General features: G+C 67.1%; 13 protein-coding genes. 5 read left to right on the forward strand and 8 right to left on the reverse strand.

All coding sequences use genetic code 11. From position 1 onward, the window contains the following. Positions 1 to 74: 74 nt before the first annotated feature. Positions 75 to 3,905, reverse strand: coding sequence for an ABC transporter ATP-binding protein (locus ERC79_RS19105; RefSeq protein WP_131579970.1), 3,831 nt, complete (start codon positions 3,903 to 3,905; stop codon positions 75 to 77). Positions 3,906 to 4,091: 186 nt separating this feature from the next. Further along, on the reverse strand, positions 4,092 to 5,927 hold the full coding sequence (gene asnB / locus ERC79_RS19110; protein WP_131579971.1) for an asparagine synthase (glutamine-hydrolyzing): 1,836 nt from the start codon (positions 5,925 to 5,927) through the stop codon (positions 4,092 to 4,094). 134 nt (positions 5,928 to 6,061) lie between these two features. On the opposite strand from asnB, the gene ERC79_RS19115 reads away from it, so the two are divergent. Together ERC79_RS19115 and ERC79_RS19120 are read left to right on the forward strand one after the other, a co-directional pair. After that, on the forward strand, positions 6,062 to 7,189 hold the full coding sequence (locus ERC79_RS19115) for an NDMA-dependent alcohol dehydrogenase (RefSeq protein ID WP_131579972.1): 1,128 nt from the start codon (positions 6,062 to 6,064) through the stop codon (positions 7,187 to 7,189). Positions 7,190 to 7,240: 51 nt separating this feature from the next. After that, the gene (locus tag ERC79_RS19120) at positions 7,241 to 8,347 is read left to right on the forward strand and encodes a hypothetical protein (protein WP_242676641.1); all 1,107 of its coding nucleotides are present in this window, start codon (positions 7,241 to 7,243) and stop codon (positions 8,345 to 8,347) included. 112 nt (positions 8,348 to 8,459) lie between these two features. Here the strand turns inward: ERC79_RS19120 and ERC79_RS19125 are convergent, their stop codons facing one another. The 5 genes from ERC79_RS19125 to ERC79_RS19145 all read right to left on the reverse strand — a co-directional run bounded on the left by ERC79_RS19125 (position 8,460) and on the right by ERC79_RS19145 (position 12,365). Further along, positions 8,460 to 9,152: a DUF305 domain-containing protein gene (locus tag ERC79_RS19125; protein WP_131579973.1), complete on the reverse strand. Its 693-nt coding sequence runs from the start codon at positions 9,150 to 9,152 to the stop codon at positions 8,460 to 8,462. A 105-nt stretch (positions 9,153 to 9,257) separates the two neighbouring features. Then, on the reverse strand, positions 9,258 to 9,683 hold the full coding sequence (locus ERC79_RS19130; protein ID WP_131579974.1) for a DUF6153 family protein: 426 nt from the start codon (positions 9,681 to 9,683) through the stop codon (positions 9,258 to 9,260). 56 nt (positions 9,684 to 9,739) lie between these two features. Further along, positions 9,740 to 10,453, reverse strand: a complete 714-nt coding sequence (locus tag ERC79_RS19135; protein WP_131581338.1) for a hypothetical protein — start codon at positions 10,451 to 10,453, stop codon at positions 9,740 to 9,742. A gap of 130 nt (positions 10,454 to 10,583) precedes the next feature. Beyond that, positions 10,584 to 11,630 (reverse strand): glutathione S-transferase C-terminal domain-containing protein, encoded by a 1,047-nt coding sequence (locus ERC79_RS19140; protein ID WP_131579975.1) that lies wholly within the window; start codon positions 11,628 to 11,630, stop codon positions 10,584 to 10,586. 30 nt (positions 11,631 to 11,660) lie between these two features. Then, on the reverse strand, positions 11,661 to 12,365 hold the full coding sequence (locus tag ERC79_RS19145; RefSeq protein ID WP_131579976.1) for a GNAT family N-acetyltransferase: 705 nt from the start codon (positions 12,363 to 12,365) through the stop codon (positions 11,661 to 11,663). Between the two features lie 228 nt (positions 12,366 to 12,593). Between ERC79_RS19145 and ERC79_RS19150 the strand changes: the two genes are divergently transcribed. The 3 genes from ERC79_RS19150 (at position 12,594) to ERC79_RS19160 (ending at position 15,907) form a co-directional block, all read left to right on the forward strand. Further along, positions 12,594 to 13,355: a crotonase/enoyl-CoA hydratase family protein gene (locus ERC79_RS19150; protein ID WP_131579977.1), complete on the forward strand. Its 762-nt coding sequence runs from the start codon at positions 12,594 to 12,596 to the stop codon at positions 13,353 to 13,355. 4 nt (positions 13,356 to 13,359) lie between these two features. Then, positions 13,360 to 14,325 carry an adenosine deaminase gene (locus ERC79_RS19155; protein WP_131579978.1) on the forward strand — a complete coding sequence of 322 codons (966 nt, stop codon included), beginning with the start codon at positions 13,360 to 13,362 and terminating at the stop codon, positions 14,323 to 14,325. 334 nt (positions 14,326 to 14,659) lie between these two features. Then, positions 14,660 to 15,907: an MFS transporter gene (locus ERC79_RS19160; RefSeq protein WP_131579979.1), complete on the forward strand. Its 1,248-nt coding sequence runs from the start codon at positions 14,660 to 14,662 to the stop codon at positions 15,905 to 15,907. 34 nt (positions 15,908 to 15,941) lie between these two features. Here the strand turns inward: ERC79_RS19160 and ERC79_RS19165 are convergent, their stop codons facing one another. After that, complete coding sequence (locus ERC79_RS19165; RefSeq protein ID WP_131579980.1) at positions 15,942 to 17,285, reverse strand: amidase family protein; 1,344 nt, start codon at positions 17,283 to 17,285, stop codon at positions 15,942 to 15,944. Positions 17,286 to 17,324 lie beyond the last annotated feature (39 nt).

Here is a 17,324-nt window from a genome sequence, read left to right on the forward strand (position 1 = left end):
CAGAGCGCCTATACACATGAGGCTAGCCGCCGCGCGTTGGGTGTGGGCATCGGGTCCAACTCGTGTCAGCTGTCTCACATTGTTGCGATGGGGTCACCATCGATGACGGTTGTCGACCATGGATTATTCCCCCCGCTGCGCTCTGCTGCATCGCAGAGTCTCGAGTAGTGGCCACCTGCGTGCCGAAGTGTGGCGTGAGCACCGGATTCGACGATGCGCCCGCCATCGACGACGACGATGAGATCGGCCTGAGCGGCCGTCGCGAGCCGGTGGGCCACTACCACTGACGTGCGCTTTCGGGTGACCATTCGGTTTGATTCGAGGACGGTCCGCTCGGTCGCCGGATCGAGGGTGGCGGTCGCCTCGTCGAGTAGCAGCAGGTCGGGATCGACCAGTTCGGCTCGGGCGAGTGCGATCAGCTGCCGTTGTCCGGCAGACAGGCCCTGGCCGCGTTCGCCGATCGGCTGGTGCATTCCGTCGCGCAGCGCCGCGATGGCCGGTAGCGCTCCCACCGCCCGCGCGGCGGCCTCGATCTCGGACCGGCTCGCATCCGGCCGACCGTACGCGATGTTGGAGGCGACGGTGCCGGTGAACAGGTGTGCCTCCTGCGGGACGACGCCCAGGCGGCCGCGGAAAGCGTGCAGGGGGTAGCGGCGCAGATCGACGTCGTCGACCCGGACGGATCCGTCCGTCGGGTCGTAGAACCGGGCGAGAAGCTTGACCACGGTCGATTTGCCGGCCCCGGTCCGGCCAACCAGCGCGACCGTCGTTCCCGCCGGTACGTGCAGGTCGATTCCGGTCAGTGCGTCCGTTTCCGCGCCCCGGTAGCGGAAGCTCACCGAGTCGAAGAGCAGGTCGCCTCGGAGGTGGCCGTCGAGGCGGACCGTATCGGCCTGGTCCGCCGTCTCGATGGAACTCGGGGTGGCCAGCAGGTCTGCGATCCGCCGCAGTCCGACGTCGGCCTGTTGGTAGCCGTCGAACACCTGCGACAGCTGCTGAATCGGCCCGAACAACAGCGCCAGGTACAGCACGAACGCCACCAGTGTGCCGGCGGTCGCGGAGCCGTCGGCGACCCGCTGTGCACCCACCGACACGACCGCGGCCAGCGCGAGATCCGACAGCAGGGTGATGAACGGGAAGTACACCGAGATTGCGCGCTGCGAGCGCATGCGGCTGCGCCGGTAACTGTCGGCTCGCTCGGCGAACCGACGGGCGGCGAAGTCCTCGCGGCGGTAGGCCTGCGCGGCCCGCAGACCCGCGATGTTCTCCTGAAATTCGGCGTTCACCAGCGAGATTCGCTCGCGGGAAACCGAGTAGGCGGAGCCGGACACGCGCCGGAAGACGAGCGTTGCCACGATCAGCGGGGGCAGGGCGGCGAGCGCGACCAGGGCGAGCGTGGCGTCGGTGACCAGCAGCGCGATCGCGATTCCCGCCAGGGTCAGCAGACTGACGACCGCAGTGGACAGCCCGGTCTGGATGAACGAGGACAGTGCGTCGACGTCGGTCGTCATCCGCGTCATGATCCGTCCGGACAGCTCCCGCTCGTAGTAATCGAGGCCGAGCCGCTGCAGGTGTGCATAGCTGCGGATGCGGAGTCCGAACAGCACCCGTTCACCGGCGCGGGCGGTGATCACCGTGAGCACCGCGACGACGAGCCAGCCGATGACCGCGAGCAGCGTGCCGACGGCGGTCGCGGCCCACAGTGGTCCAGGCTCTCCCGGGGCGACGCCGTGGTCGATCGCATACCGGACGATCGACGGAAAAGCGATGCCGATCAGCGAGTCCAGTGCCAGGCACGCGATGACGCCAGCCAGAATCCACCGCACCGGGTGCAGTAGCCGGGAGAGTTCGAATTCGGGATCGGACCGGCGCAGGCGAGTGGTGTCGGTGTGCGGGTCCTCATCGGCGGGCGGCAGGGCGTCAACTGCCTGCCGTAGCTCGGGCGTCACGGCGACGCCGCCCATCGCGCTGCCCATCGCGCCGGGGCCGCCGTGGCCGCCGTGGCCGCCGCCGGATCCGCTCCCGGCCGCTGTCGTGGCCGCAGGAAGGTGGTCCTGTGCGAGCACGTTCGGCCACAGCTCGGCCTCGGTCGGCTCGGCGACGGTCCGGGTGGCATCTCCGTCGGCTGCCGGCATGAGGGGATCCGGTGCAGCGAGGAGCGTGCGGAACAGCGGGCAGCGGTCGTCGAGTTCGTCGACGGTGCCGATGTCGACGATGCGGCCTCCGTCGAGGACCGCGACGCGATCGGCGAGGGTCAGCGTGGACCGCCGGTGCGCGAGGATCAGGGTTGTCCGCTGGCGCCCGGCCCGCAGGGCTTCGAAGACCGCGGCCTCGGTGGTCGCGTCCACTGCCGACGTCGCGTCGTCGAGGATCAGAACTCGCGGATCCACCAGCAAGGCGCGGGCCAGCGCGACGCGCTGCCGTTGGCCGCCGGAGAGCGTCAGACCACGCTCGCCGACGATGGTGTCGTAGCCGTCGGGCAGGGCCTCGACGAACTCGTCGGCCTGGGCGAGCCGGGCCGCGGTGCGGATCTCCTCGGCCGAGGCTTCAGGCCTGCCCAGTGCAATGTTGGCGGCGATCGTGTCGGAGAACAGGAACGGCTCGTCGAACACGAGGCCGACGGCCTCCCGGAGTTGGTCGGCGCACACCGTCGACACGTCGATCGTCTCGGCGCCGCTGGTCAGCGACACGGTTCCGGCACTCGGACGGTAGAAGCGCGGAAGGAGTAGCGACAGCGCGGTCTTGCCGGAGCCGGCGCGGCCGACGACGGCGACGGACTCACCGGGCGAGATGGACAGGTCCAGACCGTCCAGGACCTCACGTCCGTCCTCGAAGCCGAACGTGACGCCCCGCAACTCGACGCCGAGTGCGCCGTCGGGCAGGCGTACGGGGTGTTCCGGATCTGCGACGTCCGGTTCGGTGTCGATCACCTCGTAGACGCGTTCGACCGCGGCCCGCGACAGCTGCGCCATGATCACCACCTGCGAGAGCGTGCGGGTGGCTGCGGTCATCGTCGCGACGTACGCCGCGAATGCGAGGAAGGTGCCGACGGTGATCGAGCCGTGCAGTGCGAGGTAGCCGCCGAGGGCGACGACACCGACCAGTCCGAGCTGCGGCAGCGCCGCCATCGAGGGCGTGAACCGCGCGTTGATCCGGGCTGCGCGCAGCCGCTCGGCGTACAGGGTCCGGCCGAGATCCTCGAGCTGGTCCACCGCCCGCGACTCCTGCCCGAAACCTTTGACGACCCGGACGCCGGTGACGGTCTCCTCGACGTGCTGGGCGAGGTCGGCGGCGCGTTGCTGGGCAGACCAGGTCGCGGCGAACAGTTTCGGCCGCACCGCGTAGACCACCAGTGCGACCGCGGGCACCACTACCAGCGCGACGACCGTCAGCAGCGGCGACAGCCACGCCATGATCCCGAGAGCGAGGACGAACTGCAGCACGACGCCGGCGGACATCGGGGCCATCGCCAGCAGACCCTGCACCAGCTGCAGATCGGTGATCGAACGGGAAACAACCTGCCCGGTGCGGATCTGGTCCTGACCGCGCCCGTCGAGCCGCTGCAGCGACGCCAGCAAGCCCAGCCGAAGGTCGTGCTGGACGTCGAGGGACAGACGTCCAGCCAGCATTCGCCGTCCGAACTGACAGCCGAACCGCACGAACGCGAGAGCGGCGATAACGCCCGCGATGCCCGCGATCACGGTGGTGGCCGTGGACCGGCCACCCGACGCGGCGTCGAGCGCCACCTTGGTGAGCAGGGGGAATGCGATGTCGATGACGGCGGCGATCACCGTCACCGTCAGCGCCCCGATGGTGGTGGCGCGGTGATTCCAGCACTCCGCGCTCAGCCGTCGTATCCAGCCGCGGTGCCCGCCGGCCGCCGATGTCGCCTCTCGTGTAACCATCGCGATCAACGGTAGTCCGGCGGGCCGACAGTCCGTGGCTGGGCGGGACCCGTAGTAGCCGTACTTCAAGTCACATTTGGATGCCGGCCGAAATCAGCCCACATCCGCCGCAATGGTCTCGGGAACAGGGTCACCTCCCGATCCGACCATATGAGGAGTAGAGAATCGCGCACGCGTCACTCATCCTCATGCCAAATCAAGCTCCGGCCTGTACAGGTCGAGCCAGGTGTAGATGTCGATGGCGCGATCCAGGCTCGCCCGGGTAGCCGGATCCATCCGCATCGGATCTTGTGCCACCAGCTGTTGCATCCAGGTCCGGTCGATCAGGTCGAACAGCGGCGAATTGGTCTCGGACAGGATCTCCTTCGAAAGCTGCTGCAGGTTCGTTGCGTAAGTCGGATCCTGGGTCAATGGGTACCCGCTCTTCACCCGATCGACGACCGATTGCGGGAGCACATGTTTCGTGGCGTGGCGTAGCAGGCTCTTTTCGCGGCCGTCGAAGGTCTTGAGCGGCCACGGAGTGTTGTAGACGTACTCGATGAGGCGATGATCGCAGAACGGCACCCGAACCTCCAGGCCGACCGCCATCGAAACACGATCCTTGCGGTCGAGGAGGATTCGCACGAACCGGGTCAGATGCAGGTAGCACACCTCGCGCATGCGGCGCTCCGCCTCGGATTCACCGGGCAGGTGTTCGACCTCCGCGCACGCCGCGGCGTATTGGTCGGCAATGTAGCTGTCGATATCCAACCGTTCTCGCAGCTCTGGACTCAGGACGTCCCAGCGGGCGTCGTCCGCGGTGGTGAATGCCATCCACGGGAAGGTGCCCGCATTGACCGCCCGCTCGTCGTGGAACCAAGGGTAGCCGCCGAACACCTCGTCTGCCGATTCTCCCGACAGCGCCACCGTCGACTGCTCGCGAATCGCCTTGAACAGCAGATAGAGCGACAGATCCATATCGCCGAGTCCGGGCATGTCTCGTGCGGTGATCACCGCACGCCGCACCGAAAGATCCAGCAGATCGGCCGAATTCAGCATCACGTCCTGATGCGCGGACTCCACCAACGCCGCGACCTCGCGCGCGTACGGAGAGTCGGGGGTGTCGCGTATCCCGTCGGAAACGAAGTTCTGCTCCTGGTGGAGGAAGTCCACCGAGAAAGTTCGCAGTTGCTCGCCTTGACGGGCCAAGCTCGCCGCGGCCAGGCCGGTGATTGCGCTGGAATCCAGCCCACCCGAGAGTAATACGCATCGTGGCACATCGGAGATCAGCTGACGGTCGACGATGTCTGTGAGCAAATCCCGCACCCGCTCGACGGACTTCTCCGTGCTGTCCGTATGTTCGCCTGTCTCCAGGCGCCAGTAGGTGCGTTCGTGGATTCCATTGCGGTCCAACCTGATCAGGGTTCCAGGCTGCACCTCGTACATGCCTTTCCACAATGAGCTGCGCGGTGCCTTGACCATTGCAAACAACTCACGAACCCCGTCGAAGTCGACGGCCTTGCGCGCCAGTGGGTTCGCCAGAATCGCCTTCGGCTCTGACCCGAACAGGACGCCGTCCGGTGTCGGGTAGTAGTAGAACGGCTTGATGCCCATGCGGTCTCGGATCATCACCAGCTTCTCCTCGCGCTGGTCCCAGATCGCGAAGGCATACATGCCGTTGAGGTGATCGACGACGCTCTCACCCCACTGCAGGTATGCGTGTAGCACTACCTCGGTGTCACTGTCGGTGCGGAACGAATGGCCAAGGGCCCGCAGTTGATCGCGCAGTTCCCGGTAGTTGTATGCCTCCCCTGTGTACACCAGCCCGACGTCTCCAGCGGGAGTGCTCACGCTCATCGGCTGCGCTCCGCCGGGCAGATCGATAATGGCGAGCCGTCGATGCCCGAGCGCTGCGTGAGTGCGCAAGAAAGTGCCGCTGTCGTCCGGCCCGCGCAAGGCCATTGTGTCGGTCATCGCGTCGAGGACGCTCTGTTGACGGGTCAGGTCGGAGTCGAATGCCACCCAGCCTGCGATTCCACACATGTAACGCCCCCCAATTCGGTTGCTTGATACCGCTATCCGTAGTTTTGTAGGAACTAGCTAGAACGTGTTCCAATTTGTACGATCTGTGGCTATCGTCACAACTGTCGTTGTTCACGTATGGGGAGGGTGTTGCAATGAAGACCAAGGGTGCGTTGCTGTGGGGCATCAACGAGAAGTGGTCGATCGAGGAGATCGAGCTCGGTGATCCGGTTGCCGGCGAGGTGCAGATCCGCATGGAAGCCGCCGGCATGTGCCACTCCGACCACCACATCGTCACCGGTGCGACGCCGATGGCGTCGTACCCTGCGATGGGTGGCCACGAGGGCGCGGGTGTGATCACCAAGGTCGGCGAGGGTGTCAAGGACCTCGAGGTGGGCGACCACGTCGTCCTCTCGTTCATCCCGGCGTGCGGTCGCTGCCCGTCGTGTTCGTCGGGCCATTCGAACGTCTGTGATCTGGGCATGGGGCTGCTCAGTGGTCAGGCGATCGCCGACGGTACCTACCGTATCCAGGCGCGCGGGGAGAACGTGATTCCGATGAGCCTGCTCGGCACCTTCTCGCCGTACATGACTGTGCACGAGTCCCAAGCGGTGAAGATCGAGAAGGACATTCCGTTCGAGCTTGCGGCGCTGGTGGGCTGCGGTGTCCCGACCGGATGGGGTTCGGCCACGAACGTCGCCGACGTCAAGGCCGGTGACTCGGTTGCCATCATCGGCATCGGCGGTGTCGGCATGAGCGCACTGCAGGGTGCCGTCGCATCGGGCGCACGCCACGTGTTCGCGATCGACCCGGTTCCGTTCAAGCGCGAGCAGGCACTCGAGTTCGGTGCCACACACGCCTTCGCCTCGATGGAGGAGGCGATCGCGCCGATCATGGAGATCACCTGGGGCCGGATGTGCCAGAAGACGATCATCACGGTCGGCGAGATGAAGGGCGAGTACGTCGACCCGGCCCTCACGCTGACTGCCAAGAACGGTCGCTGCGTCATCACCGCGATGGGCCACATGGCGGACATGGACGTCAAGCTCAACGCGTTCACCTTCGCGATGCTGCAGAAGAGCCTGCAGGGCAACATCTACGGTGGCTGCAACACCCGTGTGGACATCCCGCACCTGCTGAACCTGTACCGGGCCGGCCTGCTCAATCTCGAGGACATGATCACCAACACCTACTCACTCGAGCAGGTCAACGACGGCTACCGGGACATGCTCGACGGCAAGAACATCCGTGGTGTCGTCCGCTACACCGAAGCGGACTGGTGAACTGCCGATCGGGCGGGCCCCTCAATCTGACAAGCCTGAGACCGTGAGCAGATGAATACAGCAGATGTGCTGTCGGCAGGTCCACGCGGTCTTCGAATGCTCCTCGCCTATGCGAGGGACGCCGAACGAACTCTGCAAACCGAGTTCTGCAGTGCTTCGTTCGATCACGCGGTGTCTCTGGCGTCGTATCACCTCGAGTCCGGTCGAGAAGGTGCACCCGTGCTGTACGGGCCCGGCGCAGAAGAGGCTCAGCGGACCGTCCTCACTGCTGTCGATGTGGCGCAACGCCTATCCCAGGTGCCGCTTCCCGAGGTGACGGCGGTCTCGCTCCGCTCGGCCCTCGCCGACGCGGTGGACGCTGCGCGGTACTGGCAGGATCCGGACGGCGAAGACATCCTCGTCGGCGCCGATCCTGTGCGACGTGAGCTTCGCCGCGTCGCCGACCACATCGCACGATCCCCGCATGCACGGTGGTGGATGACAACCTCCGCTGCGACCGATCAGTGGTCTGTGGGCTTCAGTGAGGACGGTGCGGATTCCGCTGACTCGACTGCCGCAGAACTGTTGCGTGACTACCGTGATCGGACTGTCGAGGAGGAAGTGCGAGCGGAACGCGATCGTCCGGCGGATCCGTCGGCGAGCTGGTCCGGCTGGTGGTGGTCGACGCCACCTACAAGGTGTTCGACCCGGCTGTTGTTCGACGGAACCCCGGCCGGCTTGTGGTTCGTCGAGGACAGCATGGGATGGGAGCGCGCCATCACGCGGCGAGTGAGCATTCCTTCAAGCGCTCGCGTCTACGAGGTCGACGGTGCGCACGCGTGGGCAGAACTCTGCAGGCAGTTCCCCATGGAAGTCACCGCGCAGAAACGGCACGATTGGTACCGCACCACCGGACGATCAGGACGATGGGTCATCCCCGACTGGTCGCGGCTCTCCGAGAGGTACGAGGGCGTCCATCTCTCCGTGGCGGGATACCTGGCTGCTGCGGGCACTGCGATCGAGGTCGATGCCGAGACAGCGAGCGTCATCGCGGGCTGGGCGCCCGACGAAACCTACTGGCTCACCGACACCGTCCACCTTGACAGCAACGATTCCCGAACCTGGGTCTGCGACAAGAGTGGGAGGCATCTTTCCTGGGTCGAGGAAGCACACCGCTGAGAATCGACAGCCACCCTGAGAGTGAAGCGCTGCCTGTGGGGTGCTTGCCGGCGAGCTGCACACCCGGCGCGTGGGGATGTCCGTCGCGCCGGGTGTGCGATTGTCCGGTCCGTTACTGGTTCAGCAACGCCTGCATCTGAGTGATCTCCGCCTGCTGGCTGGAAACGATCTGCTGCGCGAGTTGACGGACCTGCTCATTCGAGCCCGTCTGCAGGATCTGCTCGGAGCTGGCGACAGCACCTTGATGGTGCGCGATCATCATCTCGAGCCACATCCGGTCGAACTCGGTGCCGTTCGCGTCGGCCATCGCCTGCATCTGCTGGCCCGTCATCATCCCGTGCTCTCCGCCGCTCATACCCGGCATGCTCGTCATCCCAGGCATGCTGGTGGTTGCGCCGGGCTGCATACCGCCATGCTCCATGCCGCCGGGAGCCTCGGCGTTCGGCTCGGGAGCGCCCCAAGCCTCCAGCCAGCCCTCCATCTGATCGATCTCCGGCGCCTGCGCGCCTTCGATCTTTGCGGCCAAGGCCACGACCTCAGGGTTGCCGCTACGGCTCGGAACCAGCTCGGCCATCTCGACCGCCTGCGCGTGATGCGGGATCATCATCTGCACATATTCGACGTCGGCAGCGTTGTGGGTACCGCCCTGCTCGGTGGTCCCCGAGATGGCTGTCGACGTGGTGGTCGGCACGTTGGTGGCCGAATTGGCCGAGTTGCTCGAGCCGTTGTCGTTTGAGCATCCGGCAACGAGAGCGATGGCGGCAGCCGCAGCACCGACAGTGGCGAGCATTCGATTGGTGTTCATGAGGGACTTCCTTCGTGTGGTGGTCCAGCTCCCGGTGGGAACGGAACCGCGGGTGGGGACCGGACTGCGGCCGGAACGGCCCGTGGCCGCGCCGCAGTGGCCCTGTCACACCCGAAGGACGCACAGAAGCGAGAGAAAGACCGAGGTGGGAACGGCGAATGGGGGGCCGCGACCGGCCCGACCGGCGCGTCCCGCAGTTCGGTGGCGGCGGACGCGCTGCTCGCGCCCAGTCCAGAGGAGCAGCCACACCACGAGGGCCAGCGTCGCGGTCAGCAACACTGCCAGGCACATATGGAAGCTGTTGTGTTCGGGTGGATGTACCGGTGCGGGCTCGGGATCTGCCCCCGAACTCGATATCTGATCGGGGCCGTGGTGCTGGCGCAGCGAGGCCGTGTCGGCGGCATCCACGCCCATGCCCGCACCGACGCCCGTGAGGGTTTCGGTGGTCACGTGGTGCATCGCGAGCACGCCGAAGACCAGGGCGCACAGCGCCGCCAGTCGCGTGAGCGACACACGCAGATCCGCGGGCATGGCTACAACTGTACCGACCGGAACCGCCGGTTCAGCAGCACTGGCAGCGTCGTCGTTCAGGGCTTGATCTGGGGATCCTGCTTCGTACCGTCGAGCGATTCGAGTGGGGTCGGCCAGCGCTGCGGAGCCGGCCCGAACGCCGCCCGGGCGTTGTCGATCACCCCGCGCCCGATCGCACGGTTGCCTGCGCCGCCGATCACCGCGCCGACGCCGGCGGGGAGCAGTTTGCCGAGAACGAGTGCGCTGCGTTTGGCCGCGTACTTGGTGACGAACTTGCGCACGAGCGAACTGTTCATCGCCCGCATCGTGCTCGCCGGAATGCGCCCCGTGACGAGCTTGGCCCAGTTACTGGCCGTCAGGCCCGTGGCCCGTTCGACGATCTCCATCCCGGCCTCGCCCAGTGCGACCGTCAGCACCAGTGCACGCCGTTGCTGATGGTCGTGCGGCGAAATGCCGTGCACCGACGCGACCGCGAGCGTCAGCAATGCCGATGCTTCCAGGAAGAAGGCGGTCTCGGCGCCCACAGCCGCGATCGATGCCATTGTTCCGACCGCCGGTACCGCCGCCGTCGCGCCCACAGCGCTGCCGCTGCCGGTGACAGCGGTGAGGAACATCCGTTCCATTCGAGCGACGATCTGCGCCGGACTGTCGTCCGGATGCGCGAGGCGCACCCGCTCGACGTACTTGGCCACCGCCGGCGCCTGTAGACGGCTTGCATTGTCGAGCACAGCGGCGACGGTGCTCTCCACGCGCCCTTGTTTTTCGGCCATCATCCGTCCTCACCTCGATGTCCGGCGAACCGCCGTGTACACCTCACCCGACTATAGGGAAAACGTGGCGACCGCACGGAAAGCGTGGTGGCACAGGGGGAATTTCCGAGGAGTTTCCGGAGAAAGGCTCTCAGTCGCGTTCCGCGCTGGCCCAGTGCGACAGGGGCACAACCTCGTCCGGCCGAGGCGGGTGCGGTGCGGTGCCGTCGCCGAACGGTCGGCCGCCGAGCGCCTCGCGTCCGTGCGGTTCGAGCCAGTGCGTCAGATCCGGCCCCTTCGGCACGATCTGTGTCGGATTGATGTCCTTGTGGACCATGTAGTAGTGCTGCTTGATGTGGGTGAAGTCGATGGTGTCGCCGAAGCCCGGCGTCTGGAACAGATCCCTCGCGTAGTTCCACAGCACCGGCATTTCGGTGAGTTTGCTGCGATTGCACTTGAAGTGACCGTGATACACCGCGTCGAACCGGACGAGTGTCGTGAACAGACGGACATCGGCCTCGGTGATGGTGTCGCCCACCAGGAACCGCTGAGTGGACAGTCGCTCGGTCAGCCAGTCGAGCCCGGCGAACAACTGATCGTACGAGCTTTCGTAGGCTTCCTGGGATCCGGCGAACCCGCACCGGTACACACCGTTGTTGACGTCGCGGAACACTCGTTCCGAGACCTCGTCGATCTCGCCGCGTAGTGCCTCCGGATACAGGTCGGGCGCACCGTCGCGGTGGAATTCCCTCCACTCGGTCGAGAGATCGAGCGTGATCTGTGGGAAGTCGTTGGTCACCACCTGGCCGGTCGAGATCTCCACGATCGCGGGCACCGTGATCCCACGCGGGTAGTCGGGGAAGCGGGCGAAGTACGCGTCCTGCAGGCGAGGGATCTTCAATACCGGGTCGACGGCACCGGGATCGAGATCGAACGTCCAGCTGCGCTCGTCGTGAGTGGGACCGCAGATGCCCATGGACAGAACGCCTTCCAGCCCCAGTAGCCGACGCACGATGATCGCCCGGTTGGCCCACGGGCACGCGCGGGCGACGATCAAACGGTAGCGTCCCGGCTCGACGGGATAGCCGTCGCGGCCGTCCGCGGTGATCCGCGTCGTGATGTAGGCGGTGTCGCGGGTGAACTCGCTACCCGGTTCCACGAAGGTCGCGCCCACATCGGTCGTGTTGTCGTCGCTCATGGTGCATCAGCTCCGTCTCTCGCCCTCTTCTCACACGGTACCGGGGGCCACCGCGATCGACACGAACGTTCCGAGTTCTTCGTAGTCGAGTCGTGTGGCGAGCCGGCGCGACGCAACGTTGTCGCGGTGGGCCCGCCACTGTGGGATCAGTCCGGCGTCGAGTGCGTCGTTGGTGGCCAGCCGGGCCGCAGTCGATCCGTACCCGTGGCGGCGCGCCGAGGGCGCCGTGAGGGCGCCCATATCGGCGACGATGCCCTGCCACTCCGTGTAGCCCGCCGAGGCCAATGGGTGGTGCGCCTCGTCGAGGACGGTGAACCAGTTGCGCTTTTCTGCCAGACCGGCCTCCGCGACGTCGTCGGGCGGGCACAACCCTTGGAGTTCGATGACGTGCGCCGACTCGTGCGAGACCAGCGGTTCCTCCACTGCGACGTCCTTTCCGAAGTCCGCCGCCCAGCCGAGCTCCACGGGCCCGGGACTGCGTCCGGCATGGCCTTTGGCGACTGTGAGTAGCGTGCGGCCGTCAGCGAGTTCGTCGTCGGTGTGGTCGGCAGCACGTTCCACCGCCCAGCCGGGGGCGACGAGAGCCGCCGCCCCCGCGATCCGGACGAAGAGGATTCTGTTCGCGGTGTCGTCGACGCGGACACTCCGCACGCCGGACTCACTCAGCGCCCGATCCGGGAGCCCGAACTCCCGCGACCAAGCGAGGCGGATGATGTCGATCTGATGTGCGTCCACTCGGACAACGGTAGTGCGGTCGCAAACGAACCTGTCTGTCGCGGCGCACCCGTTGTGCGTACACCACCGAGGCGGACCGGGGGTCATGGGCACGGACTTCACGGCGGCCGGGAGTGTGACGGCTGTCATATAGTCGAGCTGGCCGGTCCGACCTGTTGGGCCCCGGCTCACCTGTACGGACCTGAGCGTGGCTGGAGGGTTCGTGGTCCACGACGAAGGGAAACGTAGATGTCGGATGAGGTCCTGTTCGAGCGTCGCGGCCGCGTGCTGGTGATCACGATCAACCGGCCGCACGCGCGCAACGCGGTCAACGCGGCCGTGAGCCACGGCTTGGCCGCTGCCGTCGACGAGCTGGACGAAGATCCCGAGCTGTCGCTGGCGGTCCTCACGGGTGCGGGTGGGAACTTCTGCGCTGGTATGGATCTCAAGGCCTTCGTCGCCGGTGAGAATGTGGTGGTGCCGGGCAAGGGGCTCGGGTTCACGGAGGCACCTCCGCGCAAGCCGATCATCTCCGCGGTGGAGGGGTACGCACTCGCCGGCGGAACGGAACTGGTGCTCGCCACCGATCTGGTGGTGGCCTCGCGCGAGGCCAAGTTCGGTATCCCGGAGGTCAAGCGGGGACTGGCCGCCGGTGCCGGTGGGTTGTTGCGTCTGCCCAGACGCATTCCGTACCAGAAGGCGATGGAGCTTGCGCTCACCGGCGATCCCTTCACCGCGGAGGAGGCGCTGGCATACGGCCTCGTCAACACGCTCACCGAACCGGGTGGCGCGCTGACGGGAGCGCTGGCACTGGCCGAGCGGATCACGGTCAACGGGCCACTCGCCGTGGCGAAGACGAAGGAAGTGATCGTCCGATCCGGTGACTGGTCGGACGACGAGGCGTTCGCGCGGCAGCTCGAGGTGATCGGCCCTGTGTTCGGGTCCGAGGACGCCATCGAGGGCGCGACCGCGTTCGCGGAGAAGCGTGCGCCGGTGTGGAAGGGTCGGTGACGACATGGCTGTCGCGTTCGCCGAACTGCACATGCACCTCGAGGGTGCGCTCGGACCGGAGTTGATCTTCGCGCTCGCGGAGCGAAACCGAGTGTCTTTGCCGTACAGCGATCTCGCCGATCTCGAGGGCCGGTACCGGTTCACCGATCTGCAGTCGTTCCTCGATCTGTACTACGCGAACATGGCCGTGCTGCAGACCGCGCAGGACTTCGCGGACCTCGCCAGGGACTACTTCCGGCGCGCGGCGGCGGCCGGAGTGCAGCACGCGGAGATCTTCTTCGATCCGCAGGCGCATACGGCGCGGGGCGTGCCGCTGAGGGAGGTGCTCGACGGCATCGTCGACGCGGTCGCCGCGAGCGAGCGGGAGTTCGGTCTCAGCAGTGGGCTGATCGCATCGTTCCTGCGGGATCAGCCGGTTCGTGACGCGGACGACGTGCTCGGGGAGATCCTGCGGCTACAGGCGCCGATCATCGGGGTGGGCCTGGATTCGGCGGAGGTCGGCTATCCGCCGACGCTGTTCGAGGACGTGTTCGCACGGGCCCGGGCCGAGGGGCTGCACGCGGTGGCGCACGCGGGGGAGGAGGGGCCGCCCGAGTACATCTGGCAGGCCCTGGACCTGCTCGGCGCCGAACGCATCGACCACGGCGTCCGCTGCCTCGAGGATCCCGCCCTGGTGCAGCGTCTCGTCGACGAGCGGATTCCTCTGACGGTGTGCCCACTGTCGAACGTGCGCCTACAGGTGGTGAATTCGCTGGCGGACCATCCACTTCGCACGATGATGCAGGCGGGTCTGCTGGTCACGGTGAACTCCGATGATCCCGCATACTTCGGCGGCGACCTCGGTGAGAATCTTGCTCAGCTACGCACCCAGCTCGCTCTCACGGACGACGAGGTCGAGCAGCTGGCCAGGAACTCGATCGAGGCCTCCTTCGCCTCGCCCCGCCGCAAGGCCGAACTGCTCGGCGCATAGGTCGTTTCGAGACCCGGCAAGCTCGACAAGGACCCGCCAGTCGGGGTGTGGACGAGTGGCCGGACCGCTGCGGATACCCTTGTTCCAAGTAATGACGGAACACGGATGATGCGGGATCAGAGTCGAGCATGTACGACCAGCTCGCGCGTATCGCTGAGGCGATGGCGAACGGAAAGCGGTTGGCGTTGCTGGAACTGAAGGCCCGGACGGAGCGGTCGGCGGAGATCTCTGCCCGAGGGGCGTCGCCCGAGATGACCAGTCCATTCGGGCACCGATCCGGTGCTCTCTCGATTCCCCTCGGAGAGCTACCGCCGCGCCACTGCGTGGCCGCGCGATGAGTGAGGTCGCTGCCCCGGTGGCCCCGGATGTCCTTGCCGCCCAGCGCCGTGTCCTCACGGTCCTGGTCGCGGCACAGATCCTCAGTGGCGCCGGGCTGGCCGCGGGGATCACCGTCGGTGCTCTGCTGGCCCAGGAGATGCTGGGCGGAACCGGCCTGGCTGGAGTGCCGAGCGCGCTGTTCACGATCGGCTCGGCGGCTGCCGCGGTCTCGGTCGGCCGGATCTCGCAACGCCTGGGAAGACGGCCCGGTCTCGCGCTCGGCTACGGGACCGGCGCGCTGGGCAGTGTGGGCGTCGTTGCGGCCGCAGTCGCGGACAATGTCGTGCTGTTGCTGATCGCGCTCTTCGTCTACGGCGCAGGAACCGCGACCAACCTGCAGGCTCGCTACGCCGGTGCAGATCTGGCGGCTCCGTCCCGTCGCGGCCGGGCGGTGAGCACCGTGCTCGTGGCGACCACGGTTGGTGCCGTCGTAGGTCCGAATCTGGTCACGGTGATGGGCGGCTTCGCCGAGCATCTCGGAATCCCCTCTCTTGCAGGACCATTCATTTTGGCCGCCGCCGCATACGCGGCCGCCGGTGCCGTGCTGTGGGTGATGCTGCGCCCGGATCCGCTGCTGCTCGCGCGCGAGCTGGCCTCCGGTCCGGCGGAGGACACGACCGGGACCACCGCTCTGTCTTCCGCGGTGCAAACGTGGAATCCGTCAGTCGTGCTGGGTACGACGGTCATGGTGGTCACTCAGTTGGTCATGGTGGCGGTCATGACGATGACTCCTATCCACATGCAGCATCACGGGCACGGAACCGGGGCCGCGGGTCTGGTCATCGCGATCCACGTCGCGGCGATGTACCTACCCTCGCCGCTGTCGGGGATGCTTGCGGACCGCTTCGGCGCACGGGTCGTGGCGGCCGCGGCCGCGGTGACTATGTTGGCGGCTGGTGTCACGGCCGCCGCCGCACCCGTGCATTCGGTGCCGGCGTTGGCGGTCGCGCTTGCGCTACTCGGGCTGGGCTGGAACTTCGGGCTCATCAGTGGAACCGCGATCATCACCGATGCTGTACCGCTTGCGACCCGTGCCCGCATGCAGGGCACCGTGGATCTGACGATCGCGATCGCCGGTGCGGGCGGAGGACTGTCGTCCGGTCTCATGGTTGCCGCCACCAGTTACGGGTGGCTGGCCCTGCTCGGTGCCGCCATCTCGCTTCTCATCGTCCCCGCGCTCGCTGTACACGCACGCCGGGCCTGACGCGGCGTCCGCACCGCCGAAGATCTGCGGCGTGCTAGTTGGAGGTACGACTAGCGATGCTGGTGGTCGCGACCCGCTGGGCGACCGCGAGGACATCCCGGTCGCGTCCGGACGGGCCGATCAGGGAGAGTCCCACCGGCGGGCCGTCCGGACTCGTCAGCGGGACGGTGGCGGTGGGCAGGCCCGCGACCGTGGCCACCGAGGTGAGCATCCCTGTCACGCGCAGCATCGCCGAGATCCGGGTGCCGCCCGGATCGTTGCTCGACAACGGAGCAGGCGACGAAGTGGTGGGCAGGATCAGTAGCCGGGACCCGACGAAGGCGCGCACTGTTTCGGCGGCAGACTCGAGCTGAGTCAGGCGCCGCCGGTAGGTGGGCTCCGAGACCTGCGCGGCAGCAAGGAAGTTCTCCCGCGCCTCGTCCCCGAGTGCCCCGGTGGCAGTTGACAACCAGTCGCCGTGCTGGAGCCACGCCTCGTATCCCTGCACCGCGATCACGGCGTCATGCCAGTCCGGCAGATCCGCGATGTCCAGGTCGCTCTCGGTCAGGCGAGGCAGCGACGACCGCCTCCACCCGGTGACAGCGGCCTGCATCGAGGCCTGCACCCGGTCGTCGGCGACCGAGAGCAGTCCTGGCGCGATGACGGCCGAGTCGAATCCGGTCTCGGATGTGCTGGGGAGCAATGCGTCGCCGACCGCGGCCAGTGTTGCGGCTCCGGCGCACACCCAGCCGATGGAGTCCAGGGTGGGGGACAGCGGCATCAGGCCGTCCGTCGGAACGAATCCGCGGGTGGCAGTGAAGCCGTACAGCCCCTGGAAGGCTGCCGGAATTCGGATCGAACCGGATGTGTCCGGTCCCAATCCGATGTCGGCGGTGCCGCGTGCCACAGCGGTGGTGGCTCCCGAGGTTGCGCCGCCGGGGATTCGGCCCACGGCTGCTGCGTTGGCGGGGGTGCCGTAGTGGGAGTTCGTCCCCGCGTGGCCGAATCCGAAGTCGACGGTCTGCGCGAGCCCGGTGATCGCAGCGCCGTGCGTGAGGAGACGGCTGACGGCCGCAGCCGTGACCGGCTCGGTTCGAGCCTGTGCGAGCCACCGCGGATTACCGGCGCCGATCTGTTGCCCGCGCATCGCGAACAGGTCGGTGACCGCGACGGACAGCCCGTCGAGGGCTCCCTGACCGGTGGCCGCCGACAGTGGGTCGCTCTGGACGCGCCAGGTCGCCTTGTCCGCGGGGGCGGTGTCACCGCCGGGCAGTGGCGGAACTCCCGGGTCGTGCAGGGCCTCACCACAGCCCGTGAGCAACGCGACGCCGCCGAGCGCGACGCCCGCCCGCAGGAACGAACGACGGTCGAGGCGTGGGTGGTTCGGTCCGGTGGGCACGCCGCTCACAGTAGCGGCGCGCTCACCGGTACCGGCGGA

This window comes from Rhodococcus sp. ABRD24 (assembly GCF_004328705.1).
GTDB lineage: Bacteria > Actinomycetota > Actinomycetes > Mycobacteriales > Mycobacteriaceae > Prescottella.